Annotated in this window: 1 protein-coding gene (only partly in view); it reads right to left on the reverse strand. The window is 65.8% G+C overall.

Features of this window, described 5'->3' with window-relative positions; genetic code table 11:
- Window positions 1-26,587, reverse strand: partial view of a phosphotransferase gene (locus NM2_RS43100; RefSeq protein ID WP_067682605.1) — the 3' portion only. 5,933 nt of this gene lie beyond the right edge of the window; 26,587 of the gene's 32,520 nt are visible here — the last part of the coding sequence; its start codon lies off the right edge, out of view; its stop codon occupies window positions 1-3.

Consider the following 26,587-nt stretch of genomic DNA (forward strand, 5'->3'; position numbering starts at 1 on the left):
CTATTGAACCAGCACGCCCTGCCAGGAGAACCCGTCGAAGAAGATGTCCGCGTTCAACTTCCTCGGCTTCGTCGGCATGCGGTCGGCTATCTCGGCGGGGGTCGGGTAGCGGCCGTCCGTCGGGAAGTCCAGCTCGCCGAGTAGTTCGCGCAGTGCGGGGGTGACCACCAGGTCCGGATTCAATGTGAGGTGGGCGCGGATACGCTGGGCCAGCGCCCGCATGCACTCGCGGAGGCGGGCCGGATCGGCCCGGTCGTCCCAGTCGACCCCGAGCTTGATCGCGGTCGCGGCCCCGCGCTGACCACGAACCGTCGTGGTGATCTCGTCCACCTCGCAGCGCTGGAGGAGGTAGTCGCGCAGCGCCGGAAGGACGTCGTCGCTGCATCCGGTGTGGTCGTGCCACGGTTCGATCCACAGGTTGTCGAATCGGGCGACGAGCCGGTCGTTGTCGTCCCATTCGATGCTCAGGTCCAGATCGCCCACCTCGGCCGGTGTGCCGTGGCGGGTGACGAATACGCCGCGAATCCGTACCCCGGATACGTAATCGGCCTCGCCGGTGCGCACATGTTCGACACGGTTGAGCACGAGTTCGATGCCGGAGCCGAACCGCTGCTGAAGTCCGGACAGTCTCGGCAGGAGTTCCTCGGGTCCGAGGTTTGCTAGCTCCGGGATGGCCGGAACACGCGACAGGTCCGCAGTGGGCGCCGCCTGAGCCTGCGGGGCCGGCTCCGGTATCCCACTCGAGTCCAGATCGGTGTCGAGCAGGGCGGACCGCGGATACAGGCTCGGATTCGCCGCATGCATCATGAGGTCGCGAACCTGCTCGAAGGGCAACGCTTCCGCACCGCGCGACGGCCACAGCCCGGCGCGCTCGGCGTATTCCCACAGCGTGCGGTAGTCGGAATAGTAGCGCTCGGTCAGCGCTTCGGCCTGGCGGGAGTCCCTGCGGATCTTCTGCGCGAAGGTTTCGAAGTCGCTGTAGAGCGAGTCGAGGGCGGCGATCGCGCGCAGCCGCCGGAACTCGGCTGTGCCGTCTTCGCCGTACTGGTCCTCGATTTCGGCTTCGACCATCCGAGTCACCTCGCCGAGATCATCCTTCCGCCAGGGATTCCAGAAGATGGTCACGTAGTCCCACAGCTTGTGGCGGACGCCGGTGAGATTCCAGTTGTCCAATGCCACTTCGCCGTCCGGTTGCAGCCAGGTATTGCGGAAGGTCACGTTGCCATGGCTCAGGCCGGACTCCAGCCAGCTGGTGTCGCCCGGCACGGATATCTCGTTCGGCATCGGTATCCCCAGCGCGTCCAGGAACGGGTGGCGTTGTTCGTATTTGATCCGCTGCATGCTGCGGAACAGCTGCTCGTGTTCGGGCACGGTGCGCGCGGCGAGTTCGGGGGGAAGCTCGACCGACTGCATCTGCCGTAGCTGCCGCAATACGGCGGCCAGGGTGTCGAACCGATCATGGTCTCGGGTCGAGGGAATGCGCCCCGGCCCCATGTGGCGAATCGAACTGACACCCCGGCCGTCCGAGAGACTGCCCCACTGGGCCATCTTCTCCGGGACATTGACCCCGCCGTGGCGGGCCAGGTCCTCGCCGCCGTCGTCGGTCAGCGGGATGGCGTGGAAATCCCGGTCTCCGGCAAGGAGTTTCGGATGAGTGGGATTGGCTGCCAGGTCCTTGTCGCCGGGCTCGGCGACGACGAGTCGCACCTTCCACGTCCTTCCTTCGCTGTCGGTGACACACCAGACATGCGTGTAGTGACCCCGGGCGTGCGGCGCCTCCATCGCGGTCGTGACCGAGATCTGGAGCACCTGTTCGGGTGTCATACGGCCGTCCCCGACCGCCTCGGTGGCGTCGGGAAGGAATTCCTCGCCGCTCGGATGGCGTGTGGCCGTGCGGCATTCGAGCGGTGTCGGCGGCGGGACCGGTCCCTGTTCGCTCTGCGTGCGGCCTTGCGCCGCGCGATCGGTGAGATTCTTGCTGGCCCACCACCGGGCGGCGCGCAGCACGCCCGGCCCGGTCCGGCGGCGCAACTCCTGCGGAGTCGCCGGGAGCGGCCCCGGCGACTCCGCAGACGTTGCGCCCTCGGGCGCCTGCGCACGGATGGTGGCCTGCACGGAGGCAGTGGACTCGGCCTTCCTGCCCGGATGGGAGTCCCAGCCGTATCCGTGCTGTACCGCCCGCACACTGTCTTTGCCGGTGACCTCGATCGAGATCGCGTCGGCGCCCATTCGGCGGGCCAGGTCCTCGGCGACGCCGAGCAGGTAGGGGCCGCCGTATTCGCCGGTGAGCCGGTCGAGGTCGGCAGTGAGCTCCGGGCGTGCGGTGACCAGGCCCGCTTCGTCGAGTTCGAAAACCATAGGCACTTCACCGAATTCGCGGGGGCCGTCCATCAGCACCGTTCGCAGCCGGATGCGGCAGGCGATGCTGGCGTCCGCATCTCCGAGGGGCTCGAACACGGCCTGCATCGGTTCCAGCCGGGCGGGCCCGTCGGCGCACCGCATGCTCACCAGGGTGTCCCACAGATTCTCCTCCGCCTCACCCTCGTCATCCTCGCCGGTCGACAACACTTCGCGTATCGACCGCCGTGGCGGATTGCGGGTCGTGGTCGCCGTGTCGGCACCGTGCTCGACCGCTCCCGGCTCGGCGGACTCCTGCTCCTGATCATGCAGCCGTACGAGCCGCCGCGCCCACCGTTCGATATGACCCTGGACGTCTTCCAGCGACGGCATCGGCAATCCCGTCCCGGCGAATATCCGAGCCAGGTTGCGGTGCAACGCTTTCGCCGCGTCCTCGACCGACATCCGACCGGCGGCGACCAACAGCGGCAGCCGGAAGCTGTCGCCCGCGGCGGACTTCCACGCCTCCAGCACCAGATATCGGTCGAAGTCCGCGACGGCGTTCTCGCCGTAGTTCTCCCGCAATCGCTGACGGCACCAGTCCTCCACGTCGCCGCGGACATCGGCGGGCCACGGGTTCCGGGTGGCGAACGCGACGTAATCCCAGACCGGCGAACCCGGTTGCGACAACTCCAGATCCAGCAGCGCGATCTGATCTTTGCCGGGGCCCAGGCACATGATGTTGCCGAATGTCGGATCACCGTGCAGGACACCGAGCCGCACGTCGTCAGGGGAATCGGGCCGGACGGTGAAGATTTCGTGCAGGCCGGGCATGCCGAGCTCGCCGTGCAGCCGGTCGGTCCAGTCTTCGGGGTCGCGCGGATGTTTCCGGTCGTACTCGAGCCGGATCCGGGCCACCTCGCGCACGAGTCCTTGCTCCCATGCGGCACGGCTGGGCAGCGTCCGCACGTGTTCGGTGTCGCCCCAGTCCTGCGCGTGCAGCGCGTGGACCCGATCGAGTTCGGTGAATACAGCCTCGGCCAGGTGTCGCCAGGCTTGGTCCGAGGCGGTATGGCTGCCGTCCGGCTCGGCCAGGGGCGGCCAGGGCTGGTCCGCGGTGGGATGGCTGCCGTCCAGATACTCATGGATCAGGAAATTTTCCGGGTAGGTGTCCTGCGTGCCGACGTGGAGCAGCTTCGGCACCCTGACACCGGCCTTCCGGAACAGCTTCACCGCCTTCTGTTCCCCGAAGACCAGGCCGATCCGCGGGTCGAAATTGGGGTTCGGCGTATCGATGGCCACTCGGATGACGACATGGCGGCCGTTCGGCATGGTGATGTCCCAGACCCCGTGATGGTTTCCGGCGAACGAGGCCCGGTTGCGGACCAGGGCGGCGATGAATTCGACCTGCGGTTCGGGGAGTGGGGGATCGTCGGTATCGGTATCTTGCCGTGCCGCACGGGGTTTGCGCCGCGCAGTCGATGTGGGCGCATCCTGGGCTGCCGGGCCGGGCGTGCCCGCAGGCGCCTCGTCAGCGTCCACCCCATCGAGCACACCCCACCACCGCTGTTCGTCCGGCCACTGGTCCGGCGATTGCTCGACATACGCCGCCAGCTCGGGGAAGGTGGGGCGCGCCTCGGCCGGTCGATTGAACCGGTCGAGCATCGGATCGGCCACGACCCGCAGGTCGCACGAGTTCAGCAGGGCGGCAGTGCTTTCCCGCGATTCGGCCAGATGGCTCGGTTCCGGATCCAGCCGCAGGCCGTGCTGCGCGGCGATGCGGAAACCTACCCGGCCATGGACGGGGAGGACGATCAGGCTACCGGCGCCGATCGCGCGGCGCAGCTGCGGCAGGAAATGCTGCGCGAAATCTTCGGCGAACGACTCGGTGACGAAGAGATGGTCGAATGTCACGGTGACACGGCCATTCTCGGCGCGATGGATATGAAACCGCATATCGCCCGGTTCGTCGCAGCCGGAGGAGCGTTCTCCGACGATCGTTGCCGACACGGTTAGGCGCCGGTTCTCCGCGTCGCCGGTGTATTTCGCCGCGGTCGGCCGCACGGCGAGCTCGAGCGCACCGTACTGCTGTGCCAGCAGGCCAGTGGCGACGGCGCGCAGCGGCCCGTCATCGGGGAGTTCGTCGGGCGGTAGCACCGGCTTCGGACTCGCGGTCCCCGGCGGACCCGCCAACACGACAAGCCCCTCGGGTAGCGGCTGCGCTCCCTGCTCCACGCGCAGCGTGTCCGCGTCCTGCCGCAGCAGGCCGCGGACCACCTCCGGCGACTGTGGCCGCCAGTCGCGCAGACGGCACAGCCTTCGATAGTCGGAGTAGAACCGCCCGGCCAGCACGTCGAGCTTGCCGGGGTCTCTCGCGATCAGTTCGACGAAGTGGCGGGAGTCGGCGTAGAGCGAGTCGAGGGCCGCCATCGTGAGCAGCCGGTCCAGTTCGGCCTCGGCGCCCGCGCCGATGAGGCCGCAGGCCTCGAGATCGCGGACCTCGTTCCTGATCTTGTTCTCGATGACCTCGGCACGGTCCGGCGGCCAGTTCGTCCAGAGCATCGTCACGTAGTCCCACAGCGGGTGGCCGATCGCCGCGTTGTCCCAGTCGATGAACCTGACCGTGCCGTCCTCGTCGACCCGGACATTGTCCAGGGTCATATCGTTGTGGTTGAGGCTTGGTCGCCACACCTCGTCGTCGGTCTCCGGGGACCATGCCTGATGCGGTGCGAGCTGGAAGAGCGAGTCCAGCCAGGGTGCGCGCTTGCGATAGTTGCGTCGCTGGATGTCCAGGTACAGATGCAGATGTTCGGTGACCGACCGCTTCGTCGCGTCCGTGGGAACCGCTATGCCCAGCATCCGGCGCTTCACCGCGAACATCCGGTCCACGATCGTTTCGTAGTCCGGATCGGTCGGCTTCGGGGTTCGCACACCGACGTACTGTTCTATCCGGTAGGGCCCGTACTCGAACAATTTCGCCGGGGCGGCGGCCTCCTCCGCAGCAAGCTCCTCGGCCTGGTCCGGGTCGAACGCGAGGTGATGGAAGAAGCGGTTGACACCGTCCTGCCGACGGGGATTGATGGTCATATCCTTCGCCACGGCGGTCGACGGCAGGATCCGGGAGACGACGACCCGATTACCGTGATCGTCTCGGTCGAACCACACCATCTTGTTGTTTCCCCAGAGGTCGGGCGGGAGGAGCCCGGCACGCAGCAGAATCCTGGCAAAGGACTTCGCCGTTTCCCGATCCAGGTCGCCGTGGTTCTGGATCTCGAGGTCGAACGCCGCAGGTACGGGCGGTTGCTCGCTGGCGGGTCCGGGCTGCGGCAGTCCGAGATCGCGCCACACGGCGCCCCCCGCGTCGGACGCGCGGGCCACCTCGACAGTGCCCCACCACGTTGGGGGGAAGTGGCCGACACGGTCGGCGACATCATCGAGATCCACCCCGGCGTCGAGCAACTCTCGCGGTGTCGGGACATCACCGGCGCGTAGTCGGCGGCTGCACTCGCTGACGCTCACCGGCACCGGTGAATCACCGTGCTCGAGCGCACTCAGCGTCGCACCGACTGCCACCAGGACGTCATCGAGATGCTTCTCGTCCCACTCGAATCCGGCTCGGGCCGCGCCCGGCCCGTCGGAGACCTGCATCCGGAGCCGGTTGGCACCCGCCGCGCGGGCGAAGTTGAGCGCCAGGTGATCGACCGGCGTGTATTTGTCGGCGGAGTGGCAGGTGGCGGTGATTCCGCCGGAGTCGTCCAGGTCGAGCACGATCTGCACATCGTCGTATTCGCGGGTGCCGTCCATGACGACGGCATCGACGTGCATCCGGGCGACAATGCCGGCCTGGCTCGGATACTCGACTCGGACCCGCGCGGGTTCCAGCCGCGGTGGTCCATCCCAGCGCCGGATCCCCTCCAGGAAGTCCCGCATCTGCTTGGGCCCCACGGAAGTGCCGGAACGCCGGAAGACCCGGAACAGTCGTCGCGCCCACTCGGACTGAGGTGCGGTCGCGGCGGGGGTGGTACGGACCTCGGCGGCGGTTGCCGTGGCGGTTGCCGCGCCCGGCAGGTCCAGTTCGCGCTCCGTCCATTCCAGCAACAGCTGTTCGACCCGCGTCGCATCGAAGGGAGGGGTCACGCCCGCGGCTCTGCATACGCGGACGATATTGCGGTAGAAGGCGGGCAGGACCTCCTCGACCGTCACCATTTTCGCGGCGATCTTCCTGGGCAGCCGATACGCGTCGCCGACGACCGACTTCCGCGCCTCCAGCAGCACGTAGCGGTCGAAGTCGGTGGCCGCTTCGGGGCCGTAGTGGGCGGCGAGCATATCCCTGATCCACGCTTCGATCCGATCGTGCACCCCGTCGTCGAGCCAGTCCTCGGGGACCGGCTGGCCGGGGACGAGCCAGTCGTTCCCGAGGTAGTACCGGGCCCAATCCCAGGCGATCGGGGCATACTGCGAGGATTTGGCGTCGGTGAATCCGACGCGGTGGTCCGCGCCGCGCCGCATCTTGCGCCGGCGCGGATTGCCGTGGCAGAACCCCATCCGGCTCGCCGTCGCATCCGTGGCCAGCGGCATCCACGTGGTGGACAGGGGCACCCCGCCGATCAGCGCGTCCAGCCTGTGATCGACGTCGTTGTGTTCCAGGTCGCGGATCCGGTGCTGTTGGGTGGCGTCCCAATGGTGTTGCGTGGTGGTCGGACCGGTGGGGATCGGCACATTGTGCAGCCGATACAGCTCGGGGAAGACCTCCTCGGTCAGGGATTTCCACCCGTCCTTCGGCTCCGGGGCCTTGCCCGGCACGAACTCGTGAATCGTGACCCGTGTGCGGAGATCCGCAATGTAGCCCGGTGACGTGGAGTCGAAGAGCAGCCGCGGGCCTTGCACCCCGGCCGCGTGAAACTCGTTCGAGGAGTTCTCCGCCGACAGCGCCAGCCCGTCCAGATCGAAGTTCAGCTGCTCGGCATCGGGGAGATACACCCGGACCGTTACCTTCGGGCCGGTCGAGCCCGTCTCGGGTGAGAGTGGCAGATGCCAGACGCCGCACTGGTTTTCGTACTCGTCCGGGTCGGTAGTCTTCACCTGTTCCATCAGCTCGGCGACTTGAAGGCCGCTGAGTCGTCGAGCGATGCGCGACTCGGCGGGTGCGGGCGCGCTCGGCGCGGCCTGGCACGGTTCGCTCAGCCATAGCGGTGCGTCCACGACCGGCGTGAGCCCTGCCCGCAGCATCGGGTGGAGCTGGTTCACGGCGGGGTTCGCCGGGTCGCCGGCGACCTTCATCCGCAGCACATCCGCACCCGCTTCGCGCACGAAGTGGCGCACCATGTCGAGGAACGAGCCCCGCTTGGCGCTGTCCAGACGAGGCCGGTACAGGGGAATGAATTCGGCGGGCGGGCCGGGATCGACGTACGCGGTGACAGTTCCGGCGGCGTCGAGGTCGAAGCGGATGTCCACCTCGCCGAATTCCGCCCGGCCGATCATCACCACGGCGCGGATGCGCAGGCGCGCCACCACGCCGACCTCGGAGTCGACGGATTCGTAGCGTGCCTCGGCCACTTCCAGGCGGTGCGGCCGCTGGTACCAGTACTGGGAGCCGTTCAGTCCGTTCAACTTCGGCCGGCCCGTTCCCGGATTCTCCAGCAACACACGAGCCGACGTCGTGAGACTTCCGCCCAGCGGCTCGCCGGGTTCGTGTCGGATCGTGAGATGGTCCTGTTCCGACGTCCACTCGCGGGCGTCCAGGCTCGAGAATTCGTCGAGCAACATCTGGAATGCCGGATCGAGCATCCTGTCCAGCAGACCAGCCTGGCGGACCAACTCGAGATTCCGCCGGAACGCCGCCAGTATTTCGGGGGGCCGGACGGTGCTGTCGGTGAGATCGCGCGGCGATTGGAAAGCCTGGTCGATGGCGGCGATTCGTGCCTCGAGCAGGACATAGCGTTGAAAATCCGCCAGCCCGGCTCGGCCGCGCGATCGCTTGACGCGGTCGTAGCACCACAGGTGCACCTGCTCACGCACACTGGGCGGCCAGGGGTTGCGGACGATGAACGCGGCGTACACCCACTCCAGTGGCCCGGATTCGGTCAATTCCCGGCTCGGCGACACCAGCTCTCCACCCGGCGTGCGCGTCAGGCTGCCGAGTATCACCGCCGGGTGCAGCCGTTCGGGCTGATCATCACCGGCGGCCGGGGGGCGTTGCTGGAAGGTGCGGTACAGCTGCGGCAGCTCGAGAAATCCCAATCCCGGTCCGAGACATTCGATTTGCGCCTCTGCGCGGCGAAGCGCGCGGCGGACGTACTGCTCCCACTGGGCCCGTGTCGGCGCTGACGCCGGTGGAGGCGGCGCGTCGGCCGGGACGAGCTGGTCGAACAGTTCATCGGCGTCATCGGCGAGGAACGTCATGTCGTCGTCCACGAGGTCGGCGATCGTCAGCGCTCGTCCAGGGACGTGTTCCTCGACGCTCGTCTCGTCGTCGATGTACAGGGTTCGCCGTGTGCGGGGACCACTCGGCCCGGTGTCTTCCGCTGCCCCGGCGATATCGGTCCCCGGTCTGGGGACGACCTCGAGCAGGGTGGTGACGAGGTCGGGCGTGGCGAACTGGTGTCGGCTTCGCCTGACGCGGACCTGCCCGGAGTGCCCTGCACGCGGATCCGGCAGCAGCCACAGCCCATTCGCACCGTTCAGGTAATCCGGCGCCCGCTCCCGGGTTTGCTCCAGCAGCGCATGGGCCTGTGCCTCGGTGGCGGCCGGTTCGGTGGTGGCCCGCCCACCCGCGGATGCGGCTCGGCCGGAGCCAATGTCGCCGGTGCCGTCGTGTCGGTTTTCGGCCGTGGCTGGGGTTGGTGGGCCGTGCTCGGACGGGCCTTCGCCAGGGCGGTGGTCCTCGCCCTCGGGGCGGGAATCGGCGCCGAAGCGGAGTTCTTCGGGTGGCGGTGAGTCGGGTGTCGCGCCGGGGAGGTGCAGGAGTTGGCCGGGGACGTTGTTGTGCCGCATCTGGGGTGTGCGGTGGTAGGTGAGTGTCCAGAGGTTTGTAGTTTCTCGGTGGGTTGTGCCGGCGAGCTGGGGGAGGGTTTTCTGCTCGCCGGTTCGGGTGCGGAATTGTGCGTGACCGTTGACGGTCTGGAGGTAGGTGATGGGTTGGCCGTCGATGTCGAATTTATGTGTGCCGTCGGTGTTTTCGCCGTGGTAGGTGAGGGTGTAGGCGTGTCCGCCGACGCCGTGTCGGTCGGTGGTGGTGCCGCGCTTTTCGAGGATGAGTGTGGTGATGGTGGCGCCGTCGGGGCTCCCGTCTGCCTGGGCGATCATGGCTTCGACGAGTGCGGTGTGGCCGGAGTGGTTTTCATCGTGGGGGATTTGGTCGGGTTGGTTGCCGTGGAAGGTTCCGGCGTCTTCGAGGTCTTTCCAGGAGACGCCGCGTGCCCAGTCGTGGGGCAGGGTGAAGGGATCGGCGACGGGGCCCTGGTATCCGATGAGGCGGGTGATGGCCTGGGGGACACAGTGATTGACCAGCCGCCCGGGGGCGGTCGCGTGCTGTGTGGCGTCGGCGGATGGTGTGGTGTCCGCACTCGAGGTATCGGGGGTTGGTGTGGATTGGGTTGTGCGGGTTGAGGTGTGGTGCGTGGTGTTGCCGTCGGTTCTGATGGCGGTGTGGCCCGATCGGGCCGGAGAGGACGGGTACACGAGGTCTGCCGCGAAACCCGTTGCCGCGCGGATCGCCTTCGCCGCCTGGCGGGCGGGAGTTCCGACGAGGCGCCGCGCCGTACCCAGTAGGATTCGCCCGGAATCGCCGGGCAGGGCTCCGGCAATACCGTCGAGGATCCCCGCCGCGGTGCCCAGCACCAGGTTCGGGGCTTCGCGCAGGACGGTGCTGACCAGATAACGGTCGATGATCCGCATCATGTACTCCTCGGATGCCCGGCTGCCGATCAACCACCACAGGTAGGCGCACAGGTACCGCGTGTACAGATATTCGTCGCTCTGGCGTTCGAGTCCCCGGCAACCCGGGAAATGCAGCGCCGACCACAGGTCGTTCTTCCGGAATTGGTCCCAGAACGCGAACTGCTCGGCCGTCAGGATCTTCTTCTTCACGAGTCCTCGCATGAGGTCGACGTCGCCGTCCAACATCGGCCTGCCCGCGAGATACTCCATATCGCCGCGACCGATCGCGAGAAGTTGTGGCAGTTCGTCGAGCGAGGTATCGCGCAAGAATTGGGCACCAGGAGTGATCTGGTCGTCATTCGCGGAGCCGGTGGGTCCCTCCTCGGTGTCCATGGGCATGGTCCGGAATTTCCAGACTATGACCGTCTCGCCATTGCTCGCGATTTTCTCCTGCCGTATGAACAGCGAGGAAAAGCTGACCTTGCCCCCGTGCGCCAGTTGATCGACGGTCAATCCGGTCGCGACGAGCAGGGTGAGCGTCAGGTAAACAGGGGCGCGCTCGAGCAATCGAGCCAGCTCCAGGAGGTCTTTCTCGGTCAGCTCCACGTCCCGCAGCTTCTCGGTATCGTGCGAGAAGAGGTTTTTGAACCATTCGGCTCGATTACTCACCCAGTCCGGGCCGAAAGCTTTCCCGGGCGCAGGTTCCACCGGAATATTCCGGAGGTACCAGAACGATTCGGGGGCCACGGCGAGAATCTCCCGAATCGTCGCGGCTACCTCCGCCGCCCGCTCATCGGAGCTGAGCGCCTTGTTCAGACTGGGCGCCCGGTCCGGTCTGCGGGCATCATCCGAGTTGTGCGCCGAATCACCGGTCCCCGGCCGCTGGAAATGAGCGAGCGGGCCCTCGGTCGGCCACCGCCTGCCGGTGAGTTCGGATGGCAGCGCCCCGACCTGGGAGGCCGGATCGACGGATTCCCCGGCGCGGCCGCCCCCGATGTCGCGCACTGCGTCGATACCGAAGGGATCGTTGCCGCCCGGAGCAGGGCTCGCGGGGCCCGGCGGTCGGTGGGCTCCCGGCCCCGCGGGACCGAACGCGAATTCCGTTCCCGTATCTCCCATCCGGTTGCGCGGACGCGACCGGCGTTGGGGCCGGTCGGTGGCTTCCGCTTCGGTTGGCAACGGTCCGGGTAGTTCGAGTTCACCATCGCTGGTTGGCTCGGTATTTGCTGTTGCCGCATCATCGGGGGTCGGCTCGCCCGCGCCGGCCGCAGTGCGAGTGTCGGCACGGCGCAGGAGGGTCAGCGCCTCCGCGAGCGTGTCGCGGGCTTGTACGTTATCCACGAGTTCGCCGCGCGCGACGTTGTGGATATGCAACGGACGATGAGCCGCTGACACTCGGTCACGCGCGTTCGCAAGCCTTTCATGAAGCTGGTGGATTGCGGTGGCGGCTATGTGTAGCTGTTCGGCGCCCAGGAGATCGGCGGCCTCGGCCAGTGTTTCACCGGCTCGGTGCAGGTGGTCGAGTCCCGCGGCGTAGTCGCTGGTGTCGACGAGCTCATGAGTCGCCACGGTCAGCAGATCCGACACATACTGTGCAGTCGCGGCGAAGTCCGGGTTCGCCGCAGTCCGTGCCTGGCCGGATGCCTCGCCGCGGCGGGACAGGCGGCGGAAGACCTCGGCCCGCGCCGGGTCGACCCGGAGCGGCGATCGCGTTCGCAGAATGGTGTCGGCCAGGTCGTACCAGTAATTCATTTCCAGTTTCGTCGCCTCCGGCATCGCGCCGACGACAGCCGATATCAGATCTTCGGACGTAGATTCGATCGAGATGAGGCCCTTCGGGCCGGTGGGATCTTCGGTGCTGTGCAGGAATTGCACGAGCTGCTCCATGTTCGAGGCCAGCTGCCCGAGCGGCACGAGCATCGAATGCAGGGGATAGGATCCGGAGCTGCCGACAGAGGTGGCTGCGACGCTGTCGATCACCACCTGCGCCCCGGCATACATCTCACGGACGGTGGGCGCCCAGGACGCCAGATGGTGCGCCACCTCCGACAGCGTCGTCTCGTTGAGTAGCCGCATGATTTCGGGGTGGACGAGATAGGAGACTTGTTCGTCGAATCGCCGGCACAACCTGATGATCACCGCGTTGATCATCATGGCCGGGCCGGTCAGGTTCGCGGCCGGAGGTGTCTCGCCGCGGCGGACCGCAGCGAGCCGGTCCGTGGCGGTCGCACGCAGGTCGGCCAGGATTCGCCAGGCAGCCTCGGTAGTCGAACCTGCGGCCCAGGCCTCGAGTTCCGAGCGTGTGGCGCCGGAGAGATCGGGCATGACGACAGTGCCTGTCATTGGTGCCGTCGAAGCGGAAGGTTCCGTGACGGGTGAGTCGGCGGGCGCTGTCGCCGCTGACGTGTCGTCGTCGATGGTTGAGATCGGCGGCATGCCAGTGCCGGTTTCCTGCGCTGGTGCGGGGTCCCATACCCCCAGAGTTCGAAAGAGCTGCCCGCTGGTCATACTCGACCGGTGGCCCCACTCCGGGCCCGGCCGGTCGAAGGCATTCGGCAACTCGGATCGTACGAATTCGATCTGCACGGGGGTGAGCAGTCCGAACCTCGACAAACGACTCAATTCGATGACATCGTGAATGATTCTCTGGATATCCAGGAAGAGTGAATAGGTGTAAAATACATCGCTGTCGATATTCACCCCCTGCAGCAGTGATTTTCGGAAATTCGGGCGCGGCGTGAGAAAATGCATGCGTACCCAGTCGAAATCCGGATCGCCGGGCCTGGTCGACTCGTGATCGACTGCCGTGACAATGTCATCGAATTCTTGTAGAAGATTTCCGAGATGCGCGTCGGCGTGTATGAGAGTGAACAAGGTTCGTCCGAGTGTCCGTGCCAGTCGCATTACGGGTGCGTAAGGGTTGTCGGGTACTCCCAATCGCTGGAATTGGCTGCCGAGTTCAGGCAGCACCGAAACGAAGATGGCCATTTCTTCGGCGATCATGCGCCGGAGAAATTCTGCACGATGCCCTTGTATCTTCGGTGAAATATGGTGGAGTACCCTGACTGCGTCGATCACCTGGTCTATCCGGACTATCGGCTGTTCGGCCACCGTTCCGGCAGCTTGCCTGAATCCGTAAATTTGTACCCCGTCGACAACAGTGCCGCCGGGCATGGTGACACCGTCGACCACCGCGTAAACGCGTTGCGTGGGCACACCCTTTATTGCATACAGTTCGAGCACACGCGACTCGACCAGGAGCTTGATGTCCTTGCTGCCGCGTCTGGGGAAGCGCACCATGAATTGGCCGTCGGCCACGACCACATTCTCGTTGTTCTTTCCAGCCAAGGCCGTCGACCTGCGGCGTATGGCTTGCGCGACGAGCGCGCGGGCAATCTCGTCGGGCATATCCTGGCCGGAATACCCGCCTCGGTGCCGGTACTGCTCTTTCGGCAGCAGGCCGGGGATCGGGTCCTCCGGTTCGGTGGCGACGCCGTTCGCGGCGGAGTCCACTTCCGCTGTTTCGGCGATCAGTTTCGCGAGTCGGCGCAGAGCGCGGGCCTCCACTGTGCGTGCGGTTTTGCCCAGGTTCAGCCTGTGCGCGGCTTCACTGCGGGTCAGTCCTTCCCGGAATCTCGCCAACAGGATGTCGCGCTCCTGCGCGGGAAGGTCGTCCAGACATTGCTCCAGCCGCGACCTGGTCGCTGTATGCAGTGCCTGGGCATACTGGGATGCGCGAACCTGCGTGTCGACCATCAGCGTGACCAGCATCGCCTGGCGGAACCGAGCGAACGCGAGGTGTTCGACCGCCAGATCATGAGCGAGGGCAAGAAGTGCGTCGGGCTCGTCGTCGCCGGCCTGCGCGAACACATCCGTGGTGATCTCGACGGCGGCTCGCTCGTCGCCCACTACGGCGAGTGCGGTGGTGAACACCCTGCGCTCGAGGTGCTGTGCGGACGCTTCGTCCGCGGTGCCGTGTCCGGTCGCGCCGGGGTCTTCGTTGTCGTGCTGGGATTCGGTGGTGGGTGGACTCGGGGGGCCGTGCTCCGACGCGCCGTCGGGATGACGGTCCTCACCTTCGGGTCGGGAATCCGCGCCGAACCGGAGTGCATCCGGTGGTGGGGTGTTGGTGCTGCCGGGGAGGCGGATGAGTTGGCCGGTGTGTTGGCTGGGTGTGCGTTGGTAGGTGAATGCCCAAAGCTTGGTGGTTTCGCCGGGTGTGGTGTTGGCGAGTTGGGACAGTGTTGTGCGCTGTCCGTTTTCGGTGGTGAACCAGGGTTGGCCGTTTTCGGTTGTGTCGTAGGTGATGTGGTGGCCGTCGAGGTCGAAATGGTGCTGTCCGGTGGTGTTCGTGCCGTGGTAGGTGAGGGTGTAGGCGTGGCCGCCGACGCCGTGCCGGTCGAGGGTGGCCCGTTGTTCGAGGACGAGTGCGGTGATGGTAGTGCCGGAGGGTGCTTTTTCGGCTGCGGTGATCATGCCTTCGACGAGGGTGGCGTAGTCGGGAGCTTGGTCGGTGGTCTGGAATTGGTCGGGTTCGGCGCCGTGGAAGGTCTGCTCGCGCTTCAGTTCTCCCCAGGAGACCCCGTCGAGCTTGTCCGAGGCCAGGGGGAAGGGGTCGGCTACCGGTCCCTGCTGGTCGATGAGTCGTGTGATGGCTCGGGGGACACAGTGGTTGACCGGCTGTTCAGTGGCTTCCGAAGCGATCCGAGGTCGTGTGCCATCGGCGGGTGAGGTGGTGTTGTCACTCGTGGCGCCGGGTGCGGGTTCGGTTTTGCCCCAGTCGCTTTCGATTCGGGGGTCGTGGAAGTAGTCGACTCCGCGGGCTGGGAGGTCGAGTACGGTGCGGAAGTCGAGCCCGGGGGTGAACGATGTGGTGTCGCCGCGTGGTATGCGGTCGGTCGTCGCCCCGGATGCCGATGGCGACGGATTCGCGGCATCCGAGTGGAGGTCCGAACTGGTCGGCCCGGCTGGTGTCGGGGCAGCATCTGTGGTGGCCGGCTCGCTCACGAGCTGTTTTTCAGTCGTCGGTGAGGTGTGTGCGGAGGCGCCGGGGGCGTTCAGTTCGAACCAGGTTGCGATGGCGCCCTGGTCGGACATGGTGACGCCGCTGTTGTCGGCGGTCGCCTGAACGCGGATCATGGTCGCGGTTGTGCTGCCCGTGCCGGTGACCGAGATCCGCAGCGGGCTGTCCCGATCGGTGAGGTCGATGGCGACGGTCACGGGGCCGGAACTGTTGGCCAACATGTCGGTAACGAGGTCGACGGTGAGGTCCCAGGCCGTATCGGTTCGAGTGCCGGTGCCGTTGTCCCAGCCGCATTCTCGCAGCCGGTCATACAACCAGGTGTCCACGGCACGCGCGCCGTTCGACCGCGCGGCGGTCGCGAGTCCCGGTAGCCCGACCGCCATCTCCGTCCGCCAGTGGCGGCGCCCGTTGTCGTCGACGGCGTACCAGTCCGTCGATCGTGAATGCGGGTCCGCCGGGGCGATCTGCCTCGTCCGGAAATCGGTCCCGTCGTCGAGTTTTTCCAGGACACTGATCGTTTTTCCGGGGAATTTCGCTGCCAGCGCGCCATCGATGGCCTTGCTCACCATGAGGAAGGTGTCGGACCCCAGGTCGGGCCGTTCCCCGTAGTAAAGGCTGACCTCGATACGTCCGGAATTGAAAATGCTGTAGTGCAGCCTGAACTCGAGAGTGAGATCCCCGTGCTCGATCCGCAGCAGGCTCGGTCGATTCAGCGCGCTCACGATGTTCTGGTGGTACGAGCCCTGCGCCTCGACCGCCAGCAGTTCGAGGAAAGCCAGCGTTCGGCCGTCCTCGGTGGACTCGACCGTCAGGTTCGCTGTCGTTACCAAGCCCGCGAGAATGTGCGGTCTTTCCGATATCAGGCGTCCGACATCCAACACATCGCCCTGCTCGTGCAGTGTTATCGTGCCGCTCGTTCTCGGTGGAATGGACAGCGCCGACGCGGCAGAATGTGTCGCCGGCGGCGACACTTCGGCATTGGAGCTGTCCTGAGTACCGGTTGCCGGCTCCGATTCCGTTCCGGACTCGTCGCGGGTGACGGTGAAGGGCGAGTCGGCGTCGCGCAGGGACTGGTCGACGATCGCCTCCACCTGCTCGTTCCTGTCGGGGAGCGGCTCGCTCGACCGGAGTGTCTCGAGCAGCTGCCTGCATGCTTCGGCGTTGTGCTGTTCGCCTGGGACGAATGGCGAACGCCTGCCGCCCATGTGGCGGTAGCGCTGCTGGGCGCGTTCGAGATCGAGCAGCGACACCGGAGTCGCGCTGCGGCCGGCTCGGTCGAGTACGGCCTCGAGTTGCTGGTAGCGCCGGCTTCCCGCCTCGATCGTCCGCACCCAGTCGGATCGCCGCGTGAAGAGGTCCGCGTCGAATTCCGGTATCGCACTGGGGGGCAAGCCGTCCTTCGCCAACGCCCACTGCAGCAGGATTCTGGACAGCCGACCCGACATGCCGCCCTTGGTGTGGTGACCGGAAACGCTGCGGTGCTGCAGGTTCGCCGGGGCCTCATAGGGGTCGCGACCGGGCGCGCGGCGTGCCTCGTTGTATTCGCGGCACATCGCTTCCGCATCCGCGCGGGTCTCGTCCAGGCCGCCGAAATTGGGGTACAGGATGACGCCGTGTTCTTCGGTGTCGAACGGCTTGCGGGCACGTCCGCGCAATGGGTCGTCGTCGATGGCCGCGATCTGCGCTGCCGTCAATGGGTCCGCGGGCCACCGGACCCGCCGAGCTCCCGGCTTCCCCGCTTGCGCGGGTTCCAGCACGATGCCGTGGGGCCCGTATTCGAAAGGTCCGGGCACATGGGTCAGCCACGGGTTCTCCTCGATCGCGGCCAGTTCGTCCGCGGTGAGCGGCCGCTTCAAACTCCCCCAGCTGACGTTCTTCGCATGGGTGAACTGCCCGGCCTTCTCCGGTGCCGCCGGTCCCACGAGCCGCCGTTGCAGTTCCAGGATGAAATCAGCACTCAACTCGTCGTCGCGGTGGTCGCGGGCGTACTTGCGGGCCTGTAGCCAGCCCAGCCATTCCGCCCGGCCACCGAACATCAGCTCGGGCCGATCCTGATCCGCCGCGATGGCCACATGCAGGTACTTCTCCTCCATGTACAGCGTGAGTTCGAGCGTGCGCTCGGCATCGGTTTCGATGCCGAGCGCACGCTCCAGCTCACGTATTTCGCGGTCGAGTGCGGCGTCGTGGTCGGAGACCGGGGCAGGTTGCTGATCCGGTGTGCCCGAGGCGGTTTCGCTGTCCGATGCGTTGTCGCCGGGTGCGCCGGGGACCGGGTGCTCGGTGTTCAAGCGTTCCTGACCGAGGTCCATAGGGTCTGACGACGAGGTTGGTGGGCTGTGCTCAGATGGACCATCGACAGGGTGGCGGCCCTCGTCTTCGGGTCGGGAATCCGTGCCGAAGCGGAGTTCGGCAGGGGGTGGTGTGGCGGTGGCGGCGGGAAGGTGGAGGAGTTGGCCCGGTGTGTTGTCGCGCCGCATGCGGGGTGTACGGCGGTAGGTGAGTGCCCACAGGGCTTTGGTTTCTCGGTGCGTGGTGCCGGCGAGTTGGGGGAGGGTGGTGTGTTGGCCGGATTCGGTGCGGAATTGTGCGTGGCCGTCGATGGTGTCGAGGTAGGTGATCGGTTGGCCATCGATGTCGAATTGGTGTGTGCCGTCGGGGTTTTGGTGGTGGTAGGTCAGGGTGTAGGCGTGTCCGCCGACGCCGTGCCGGTCGGTGGTGGCCCGTTGTTCGAGGATGAGTGCGGTGATGGTGGTGTCGTCGGGGTTGACTCGGGCGTGGGTGATCATGGCCTGGACGAGGTCGGTGTGGCCGTTGTGGTTGTCGTTGTGGCGGATCTGTTGAGGACGTGCGCCGTGGAAGGTGTCGGCGTCGTCGAGTTCTTTCCAGGACACGCCGTCGGCCCGTTCCGGGCTGAGAGTGAAGGGATCGGCTACCGGTCCCTGCTGGTTGATGAGTCGTGTGATGGACTGGGGGACACAGTGATTGACCGGTCGACCATCGGCTTGCGCGGCCCTCTCGGGTGGTGCGGCGTCGCTGGGCACTGCGTCACCCGATACGCCGTGAGTGTCGAACGTCGTCGTGGGACCCGCATCGCTCACGGGGGGTTCGAACGATCCGGGTGTCGGCGTCGACGCGATCCTGACGCCTGTCGGCACCCGATCTGCTTGTGGCCGATCGGTTGACGTCGGCGGAGCGGCCGAGTCGCCCTCCCGCGCGGAGCCATCGGTGGTTGGCGTCGGCGTACTCGGATCCGCGTCGGCGAGCTCGGGGAATCCGTGCTGCCGCAGTAGGTGTCGCGCGAAATGAGACCAGACTGCAACTTGCAGCTTGGGTGCCTGGGCGGCCCACCACAACGGGTCACCACGGAGGTGATCGATACCGGTCACGACGTCGCCCGGCATGCGATCCACCGCGACGATCCGGTGCCGACGATTCAACCCGGGACTGCCGGCCTTGACCTCGTCGAGACTGCGGCGGCCGAAAATATCGAGAACATCGCCGTCCGGGGTTTGTACCACACAGTGAATTGGTCTCGATTTTCCGTCGATTTCGGTGTCGATGGTGACGATGTCCCAGCCCGTCAGGCAGTGCAGCGCGGCGGCCAGCCAGTAGCAGCTGAAATTACCCAGATACTCCTTGGCCTGCCAGTCGACGGTATTTGCGGTGAATGTCAGCTTCGTGTGGTTGTTGGTGGTGGGTGCGCGGAGCGAAATCCAAACTTGGCCGGTGAAATCTTCACGGAGTGGATGGCGGCGCCAGCCGTCCGGATCGAAGGCCGCAGTGTGCGCCGGATCCGATTGCGGCCGTTCGGTTGACGTCGGGCGGCTGGCGGAGCCGTCGCGCCGGGGAGCCGGCCGCGCAGGAAGTATTTGCTGATCAACCGGCGGCGTGATATTCGAATGCTTCCGCTTCTGCCATCTGCGTCGCCACCATCCGGCAATTTCGGCGGTCGTGCCGGCATGCGTTACTTCCGCATCCAGCCGGTCGTCGGAATTGTCCTGCCCGCGTACGGTATCGGCGGCTTGCACGGCAGCAGGGTGGTCGGTCTTCGCAGGCGATGTTTCGGCACCGGCCGCGCGTGCCGTCGGCTCGACCTGTTGTGTGGGAGTAGGCCGATCGAATCCTGTCTCAGGGGAGCGGGTAGTCCACGGTGTCGTCCTTCCGGACGGTGGGCCGGAGGGGTCCGCCGCGCGGGGTCGGTCGGATGAATGGCCTGGGTCGCGGGGGGCGTCCTCGGGCGCGTTGTCGGCGGATCGTCCGATCCATACGTTGGGGTGTCGCCGATCTCGCGGGCGGGCCCCTTCGATGGTGTGTTGGTTGTGGTCGGCGTCGAGGATGAGGACGAGGACTCGTTCGACGGTGCGCGGGTCGTTCTCCGGGAAGCCCTCGACGGTGCCGTCGGTGTTGACGAGGCGGAATGCGTGGGCGCCGACGGGTTTTCCGTCGATGCCGGTGTCGTGGTCCTCTTCAGCGAAGACGTGGATGACGATGGCGCGGGCGCCTGGGCCGAGTTCGCCCAGTTTCTCGGTTATTTCCCGGTGCAGGTCGGCGGGGTCGAGTTTGCGGAGTTGCTGGAGTTCGCGGCCGCCGAGGTAGTGTTCGATTCCGGGGTCGCCGGGTTCGCTTTCGAGGGGGACTCCGGCTGCTTTGTCGGGCTTGGGGACTGTGACGCCCGGGAGCCCCGCGGCTTGTTCGGCGAGTGCTAGGCGTCGTGCGCAGTTGTTGTCGGGTGCGGGTGCGCCGGGATCCTGGGTTGTGTCGAGAGTGGTGGATGCATCTGTGCCGGATTTCTCCGCACCAGCGGTTCGATCGACTCCCGCTGGCGAGATCGGTGCCGTACCGTCAGATGCGGTGCCATGTCCGTCGGTTCCGGGGCCGGATTGCTCGCCGCGCCTGCCGATCGCGCCGGTGCGTGGGTCGTCCGCACGCGTAAGCCTCGGATCGGGCTGTGGCGGCTGTTGCGGCCGTGAATGGGGCTGGTGGGCACGGCTGTTACCGGTCCCGGCCGGTGATCGGGCTTCCATTGGCGTGCCGGGTGTTTCGGTTCTGCCGGACTCCTCGTGCGAGCTGTTTTCGTGCGGTGCGGTGGCTGATGCCGGGTGGCTCGGACCGATCATTCGCGGTGCGTCGACGCGCACCACCGTTGTGTTGCCGTGTTCGAAGTGTTCATATACCGATATGTCTCTGCCGGGAAAGGACTCGGTGAAAGCGGCATCGATCAGCCGACGGGCAGTGTCGATACTCGGATCGCTGACGTCGGCATTGTCGTAATGAACCCTGAGTGCGAATCCGTTATTTTCCTGGATGCGATAGATTATCTTGCATCGAATGATCGTGCCATTGACGTCGATATTGTGTATATCGGAGAGTCCGAGCTCCTTTATCATTGCGCCATGCGACAGGGCCTTCGCTTGGACTGCATGCAGGGTCAGAGACGTATGCTCCGGTTCCCGATGAGGGTCTGCTGTCGATTCTTCAGGTACTATGTTCTCGGTTTCCACGGAGATTATGAGTCCGCCGACAGAATTGTCACCCGAATGGTGTCCGCCGAGCTTCTCCAGCTCGCGTAATTCCGGCGGGTCGTGCAGAGTGATGCGTCCGGAAACGCGGGGTGATGTGTCGGACACCAAGTTGCTCGAAAACGCTCGTACGATCAGTCCGTCAGCTTCGATCGTGATGACCTCGTCGAGTCCCGGGATGAGGTTTCGACGGAGGATCTCGCCGAGATCCGCCGGGAAGAAGTCGATATCGGTCAGATCCACCGCGATTCGGCCGGTGTGGTTTCGCCGTACCTCCTCGGCGATGTCGGCGACGATATCTTCGAGCCGGTAGCTATTCGGAACATAATGGATGAAGACTCGGCCGTCGAATTCTGTCCGCCTGGTGGACGTGGGGCTGTTTTCGTCGGCCATACTGTCGGCGGCGCAATCGTCGAGCTCTGCCGTAGTCAGCCGAAGCCGCGCGGGGAGACCATTATCTTCGGCAAACGTTTCGAACGCATCGGCGCGGAATAGTTTCGCCCGTTCGTGGGGTTTGACGGCATCGATACTCGCCTTATTCAATTCGTACAGCATCCGCATATTTCGGCTGGCTTTGCGCAACGGCTGTATCCCGGGCAAGCGTGCGGCGGCAGCCCGGTAGGTCATGTACATGTGACGGACGAAGCCGGCGGCGCGGTCGGTATCCCGGGTGCGCGCCATGAGATATTCGGAAAACTCGGCCATTGTCGGCAGCAGACGCGATGCCGCGGCGGCGACATCCCGATCCGATCCGGGTACCGCCTTCGTGAACGCATCCTTGTGCGCGGCCAGCGATCGGGCCGTATCGGCGATCTTCGTATCGAATCCGGCGTCCGATCGCGACGTGAGATAGGTATCCACGTACTCGTGCCATCTCGCGCCGCCGGGCGCCGTCGGGGCATCGAACGACGTCGTGAGGCTTCGCGCCTGCTGGAGCGCCTGCTCCGTCGACAGTCGGTGCTCGTCCGCGGCCACGCGCCCCGAGGCGGACAGTTCGGTTTGCTCCGCCCACGGGATCATCCGCAGAGCCCGTGCCAGCACGTCGATCAGGGTTCCGAGTTCCGTTGGCACACGGTCGAATACGTCGAGCGCCTGGTGCAGTGCGGACGGACTTCCGCCCTGGCCGGGCGTCTCCGGTGTGAGTGCCCCCATCAGGTCGAACAGGGTGTTGGCCGCGGCATATAGTGTGCGAGCCGAGGAGAGCCGACCTGTCAGATCCCGTGCGATCGCGAACAGCGTCGAGTAGTCGGATATCGACCGGATGTCCGTGATCCGTACGAGCTTCCGAAGCTGCTCGTCGACCAGTGCGTTGAGCACACGGCACTGGTCGATCGCCTCGTCGGCCGGTGGCAGCTCGCCGCGCCGGAAGGCACCGAGGTGTGCACCGACGCGGGACCGCAGATCGGCTATCAGGCGATATGCGCTGTCATCGGAAAGCGTTGTGGCCCAAGCGCACAGCTCCGCATATGTGGATTCGCGCGGATTGGGTACGGGCGGCTGATCCGCTGCGTCGGAACGGCTCCGAGCGGCGGCTCCCGGGTCCGATCCCGTCCCCGACTCGTCGCCTGCCGAGGTGACGGGCTCGGCGCGCTCGCGGGGGATGGCCACCGCGGCGACCGTGAGGTCGCCCTCGACGGTGCAGCGGCCCTGCACGAGAGTGGGCGGTACGTCGAATGCTTCGGGGTCCTCGGCCAGCACATGGGCGTCGAAGGTGCCGGACTCGGGGTGGAATGTGACGTCGATTTCGTTGCGTTGCAACGGCCAGGGGAGTACCGGTTTCAATGCCTTGATGACGCTGTCCTTGGCGGCGATCAGCGCTTGGCTGTAGTGCACCGTCTCGTGGTTCCAGGCCTTCCGCATCCGAAGCGCTTCGCCGGGGCGTACGAAATCGCCGAAAAGTGGGAAAGCCCTGACGGCATTGTCTTTGGCATCGATGCCAACGGAGAGCAGGTCAGCAGCGTCGGCAACCACTGCGGCGGAATAGGTTTCGGTCTGGGCCACACTGCCGACCGCGTCGGCCGGCCAGCGCGGTTCCCCGTCGGGGCCGACATCGACCGGCTGGTCGCCGAGCCCGAGAGCGTGCAGTGCACGGTCCACACAGACTGCTGTGTTGTGGATCGGCGAGCGACCGCTGCCGAGTATTTCCGCGCTGTGGACCTCGGCTGGCACAACAGTTGCGACCACGCCGCCGTCCACGACCGGCTCGACAGTGCGGGTCGGTGCGGATGGGGGCGCCAGTCTCATGTTGCGCGGGCCGAGCGGATCTCGGACGCTCAGCGGTGGCGCCAGCGAGCCGTCCATGCCCTGCGGGGGTGCGGGTTTGGCGGGTTTGCCGCCTTCGCGGGCCGCATCCGATCGCTCTGCGGCGTGCGACACGGTTTCCGGCCGCGTAGCGGGGTTGCCGGCGGTCGCGGGAGGAGTCCGCGGCCGCGAGGGCGCGGAGGGCGGTGCCGCGGTCTCGGGTTGGGTGTCCCCGCTCTCGAGTTGCTCGGTGACCGCATCGATCATGTCCAGAAGCGTCGCGGAATAGGCCTCTTCGGTGTGGGCCTGCGCATTCTCGTCCTGTGCGAGAACCATGCGTGCCACGTCGCCGGCACCCTTGACCGAGGCCGCCGCGCCGCCGGCATTGAACGCGACCAGGGTGAGCCGTGCGACCTCCGCATCCAGCCGCTCGAACTCCTGCTCGAATCGAGTGCGGTGTGTCTCGGCTGCCGTCTGCGCTACCCGCATCGCTTCCGCGTCTGCTCGGCTCCGGGCGGGTTCCGCGGTCGTTCGCTCGAACTCCGCGCGCCACAGGGCGCGCGCGATTCGCGCCTGCTCGCGCTCGGCGACCAAGCGCCTGCGCTCGGTGAGTAGATCGTTCAGGGAGACTTCCCCGGGAGTACCGCTGTCGACGACTCCGCGACGCCTCAACAGCCGATCGAGGTGTCCGACGACCTCGTCGATCAGTTCACCGGCGACCTGCGCGGCCGTGTCGTCGGCTGTTGCGGGATCCGCCTCCCGTGCGCGGTCGTCGGGACGGAGTGCGGCGATCGATACGTGGCCGTCGGCGTCGATGTGAATGTGCCGGTAATCCACGTGAATGCCGGACTGCGACAACATATTCAGTGTGTCCGGGGTGAAGAAGTGCTCGGGATCGGCGAATGGCGACACTACTGTCAGCGTGTTGCCGTCGAGCCGGGCCCAGCGTCCGATACGGCGCCCGGGCAGCCGCTCCAGCCACTGCAGTGCCGTATCGGCCGCCGCCTGTATGTGGATGGTGTCTACGGCGTCGTCCGCCATTTCCAGGGTGTACAGGTCGCGGCGCTGGTTCCCCTCGCTCCACGAGGACAGCTGGTTCGGGTCGGGCTTGGCAATGATCGTGCCACGCGATTCCGCACCGATTCTTGTGCGCTGGACCATGACAGCGGCGATCCGGGCGCCCCAGTCCGGACGGTCCGCAGGGTGTTCGGTCATCGAGGTGGCGCGTTGCCATGGGCTCTGCTGCGTGGCTTCGGACCGCTCACCGGGTTCGTTCGCCGCGCGCATCCGGCTGGCGCGTTCGTCGATCGGGGCGGACAACTGCCACCAGCGGTCCACGCGTTGCGCGCTCGATGCGCGCACCGTTTCCGGTACATCCTCGATCAATATCCGACCGGCCGGGTCGACCCGTACCCGCCGTGTGATCACCGGTATGCCACATTGCTGCACGTCTCGCAGCAGGTCTCCCAGGCCGGTCGGCCGGCTGTGCGGCGTGAACAGTTCGATATGGCCGCCGCCGACGAACCGTGCGGTCGAGCCCACCGGGTACCCGTCCGCGATCGCGGCAACTGTGCTGGCGGCCAGTTCCTCCGCTGCCGCACGCGCCTGCTTCAAATCGGCGTCGAGGACCGCGCACCGTGGCATCACCCCGTCGATGAGCTCCAGCAGCGCCGACAGTCGGTTGCGCTCGCGGCCGGCGAGGTCGTGCCGGGCCAGCGCGCCCATTGCCCGCGCGCGCACTGCGACCAGGTTCAGATCTGCCGGAGCGGCGCCGGCGGCGGCCCACTCGGCAAGGCCCAGTCTTGCGGCGAAACCACCGTCTGCTACGAGTGTGCCGCGGATTTCCTGGAGGAGTGCTGTTCGCTGCCGAACCAACTCGCACATCCGCTGGATCCGCTGGTCCAGTTCATCGGGGTGGTCGCCGTCCCATTCGGAGAACTCGCCGTCGCCTGCCGCGTGGCTGTCGTGGTCGGCGCTCAGCAGGTGGGCTCGCTGTTCACTCACCAACCGCGCCATCTCATCCCATGCGGAACGCCGCTGACCGTCCTGGTCGATGTATCTCAGTGATGGTGGTGTGTTTTCCCATCGGGCTTCGGCATCCATGTGCCGGAACTTCCGAAGGAACACACTCGACGAACCGTTCAGCGCAATGCTTGCCCGGAAACCGGACGTCGCCGGGATCGATCCGAGGTTGCTCGCCCGGCTGATCGCGACAATGCCACGATCGGCGGCCTCCCGCCACACCTGCACGACCGGGATACCCCGGAAAAAGGCTTGAAGCGCATAAGCCGGATGGGTGAAATCGCCAGGATCGCTGTCTCCGAGGGCTTGGTTCCCCTCGGCCAATGCCTCCACCACGTTGAAAACCGCCAGATCGCCCAGCACGGGCTCAGCCGGGCCTACCGTCTGAAATGCTTCCCCTGATATTATCCGGCGCAGGCTTTCCGCATCGAGATACTCTTGCCATATTTCGAAGAGTTTCTTTCCATCGACTTTCTTCTCGATCTTTCCGTCGACCTCAACCTCGATCTCCGGAACTTTGTGCAGTATTACCCATGCTTTGAATCCACTCGTATATCCGATGAAATCTGTCAGCCACATATTGAAGGCTCGGTACAGGTTATCCGTACCCCCCCGATTCTTCCAGGCGCGGCTGTATCTGACAAGTCGTTCCAGCCAGTCGTCGAATCGAGTATCAGCAAATGGAGGGTACAGTTCCCGCAATGCGTCGAAATATGTCACCAAATAAAAGAAGGCTCTTGCATGTGAATTATCGGTGTAGTCCGCCTTTCTGTTGAATCGGGTATCGGAGGGCAATTCGCCGGTGCGGCGCAATTCGGCGAGTCGCTCGTACATATTGCCGAAATTATCGGGATCCGGCGATTCGCCGAATTCTTGAATGGCGGCTTGCAGTCTTTCGCTGATGGCGGGCATCCGGATCCCCGGGTCCCGGAGGTGGCCCATCTCATGTCGCACGATGTCATAAGCCGGAATTCCAGTTTGTGACACCGACCATGGCTGCTCTCCGGCGGGCGCTTCGGCATCGAGGTCGGTCAAATATTTGAAATACTCGGTATTGGCGAAGTATCTCTCATTGAGGAACATGAAGCGCTCGGGCCTATTGCTCGAATTTGTAACGCAGGCAGAAACGCCTTCTTGCAGTGGCGCGACCACCAGTGCGTCGAAACGAATCGGCAGGCCATCGGGGAGCTCGTCGATGATCGCTTTCCGGACGGAAAGGCGGGTATCGTTGGACACCTCCAATCTGCTCAGCCCCAGTACTTCGTCTATTTCGTCGACGATCGCATATTTTATGGCAAGAGCCGTCTCGAAGGTGATCCCCTTCTTGTCCAGCCCCAGCACCTCTATCCCGTAGGTGTCGAACAATTCGGCGCCGATCGCCTGCTTGATATCCCGCTCGAACTCCGAATCCGAGCGTGTGCCGTCGAGGAATCCCTGGCGCCACGCCGCCTGCGCCAGGCCGATCTTCCTGCTGACGCCGAACTTGCCATACAGCGTGCGAAGCAGCGGCCGCACCCGGCGTTGCCCGATCACATTGCCGATGGCCTTGTTGGACCTTCCGTACCCC

This window comes from Nocardia miyunensis NBRC 108239, from assembly GCF_001613065.1.
In the GTDB taxonomy this organism is placed as follows: domain Bacteria; phylum Actinomycetota; class Actinomycetes; order Mycobacteriales; family Mycobacteriaceae; genus Nocardia; species Nocardia miyunensis.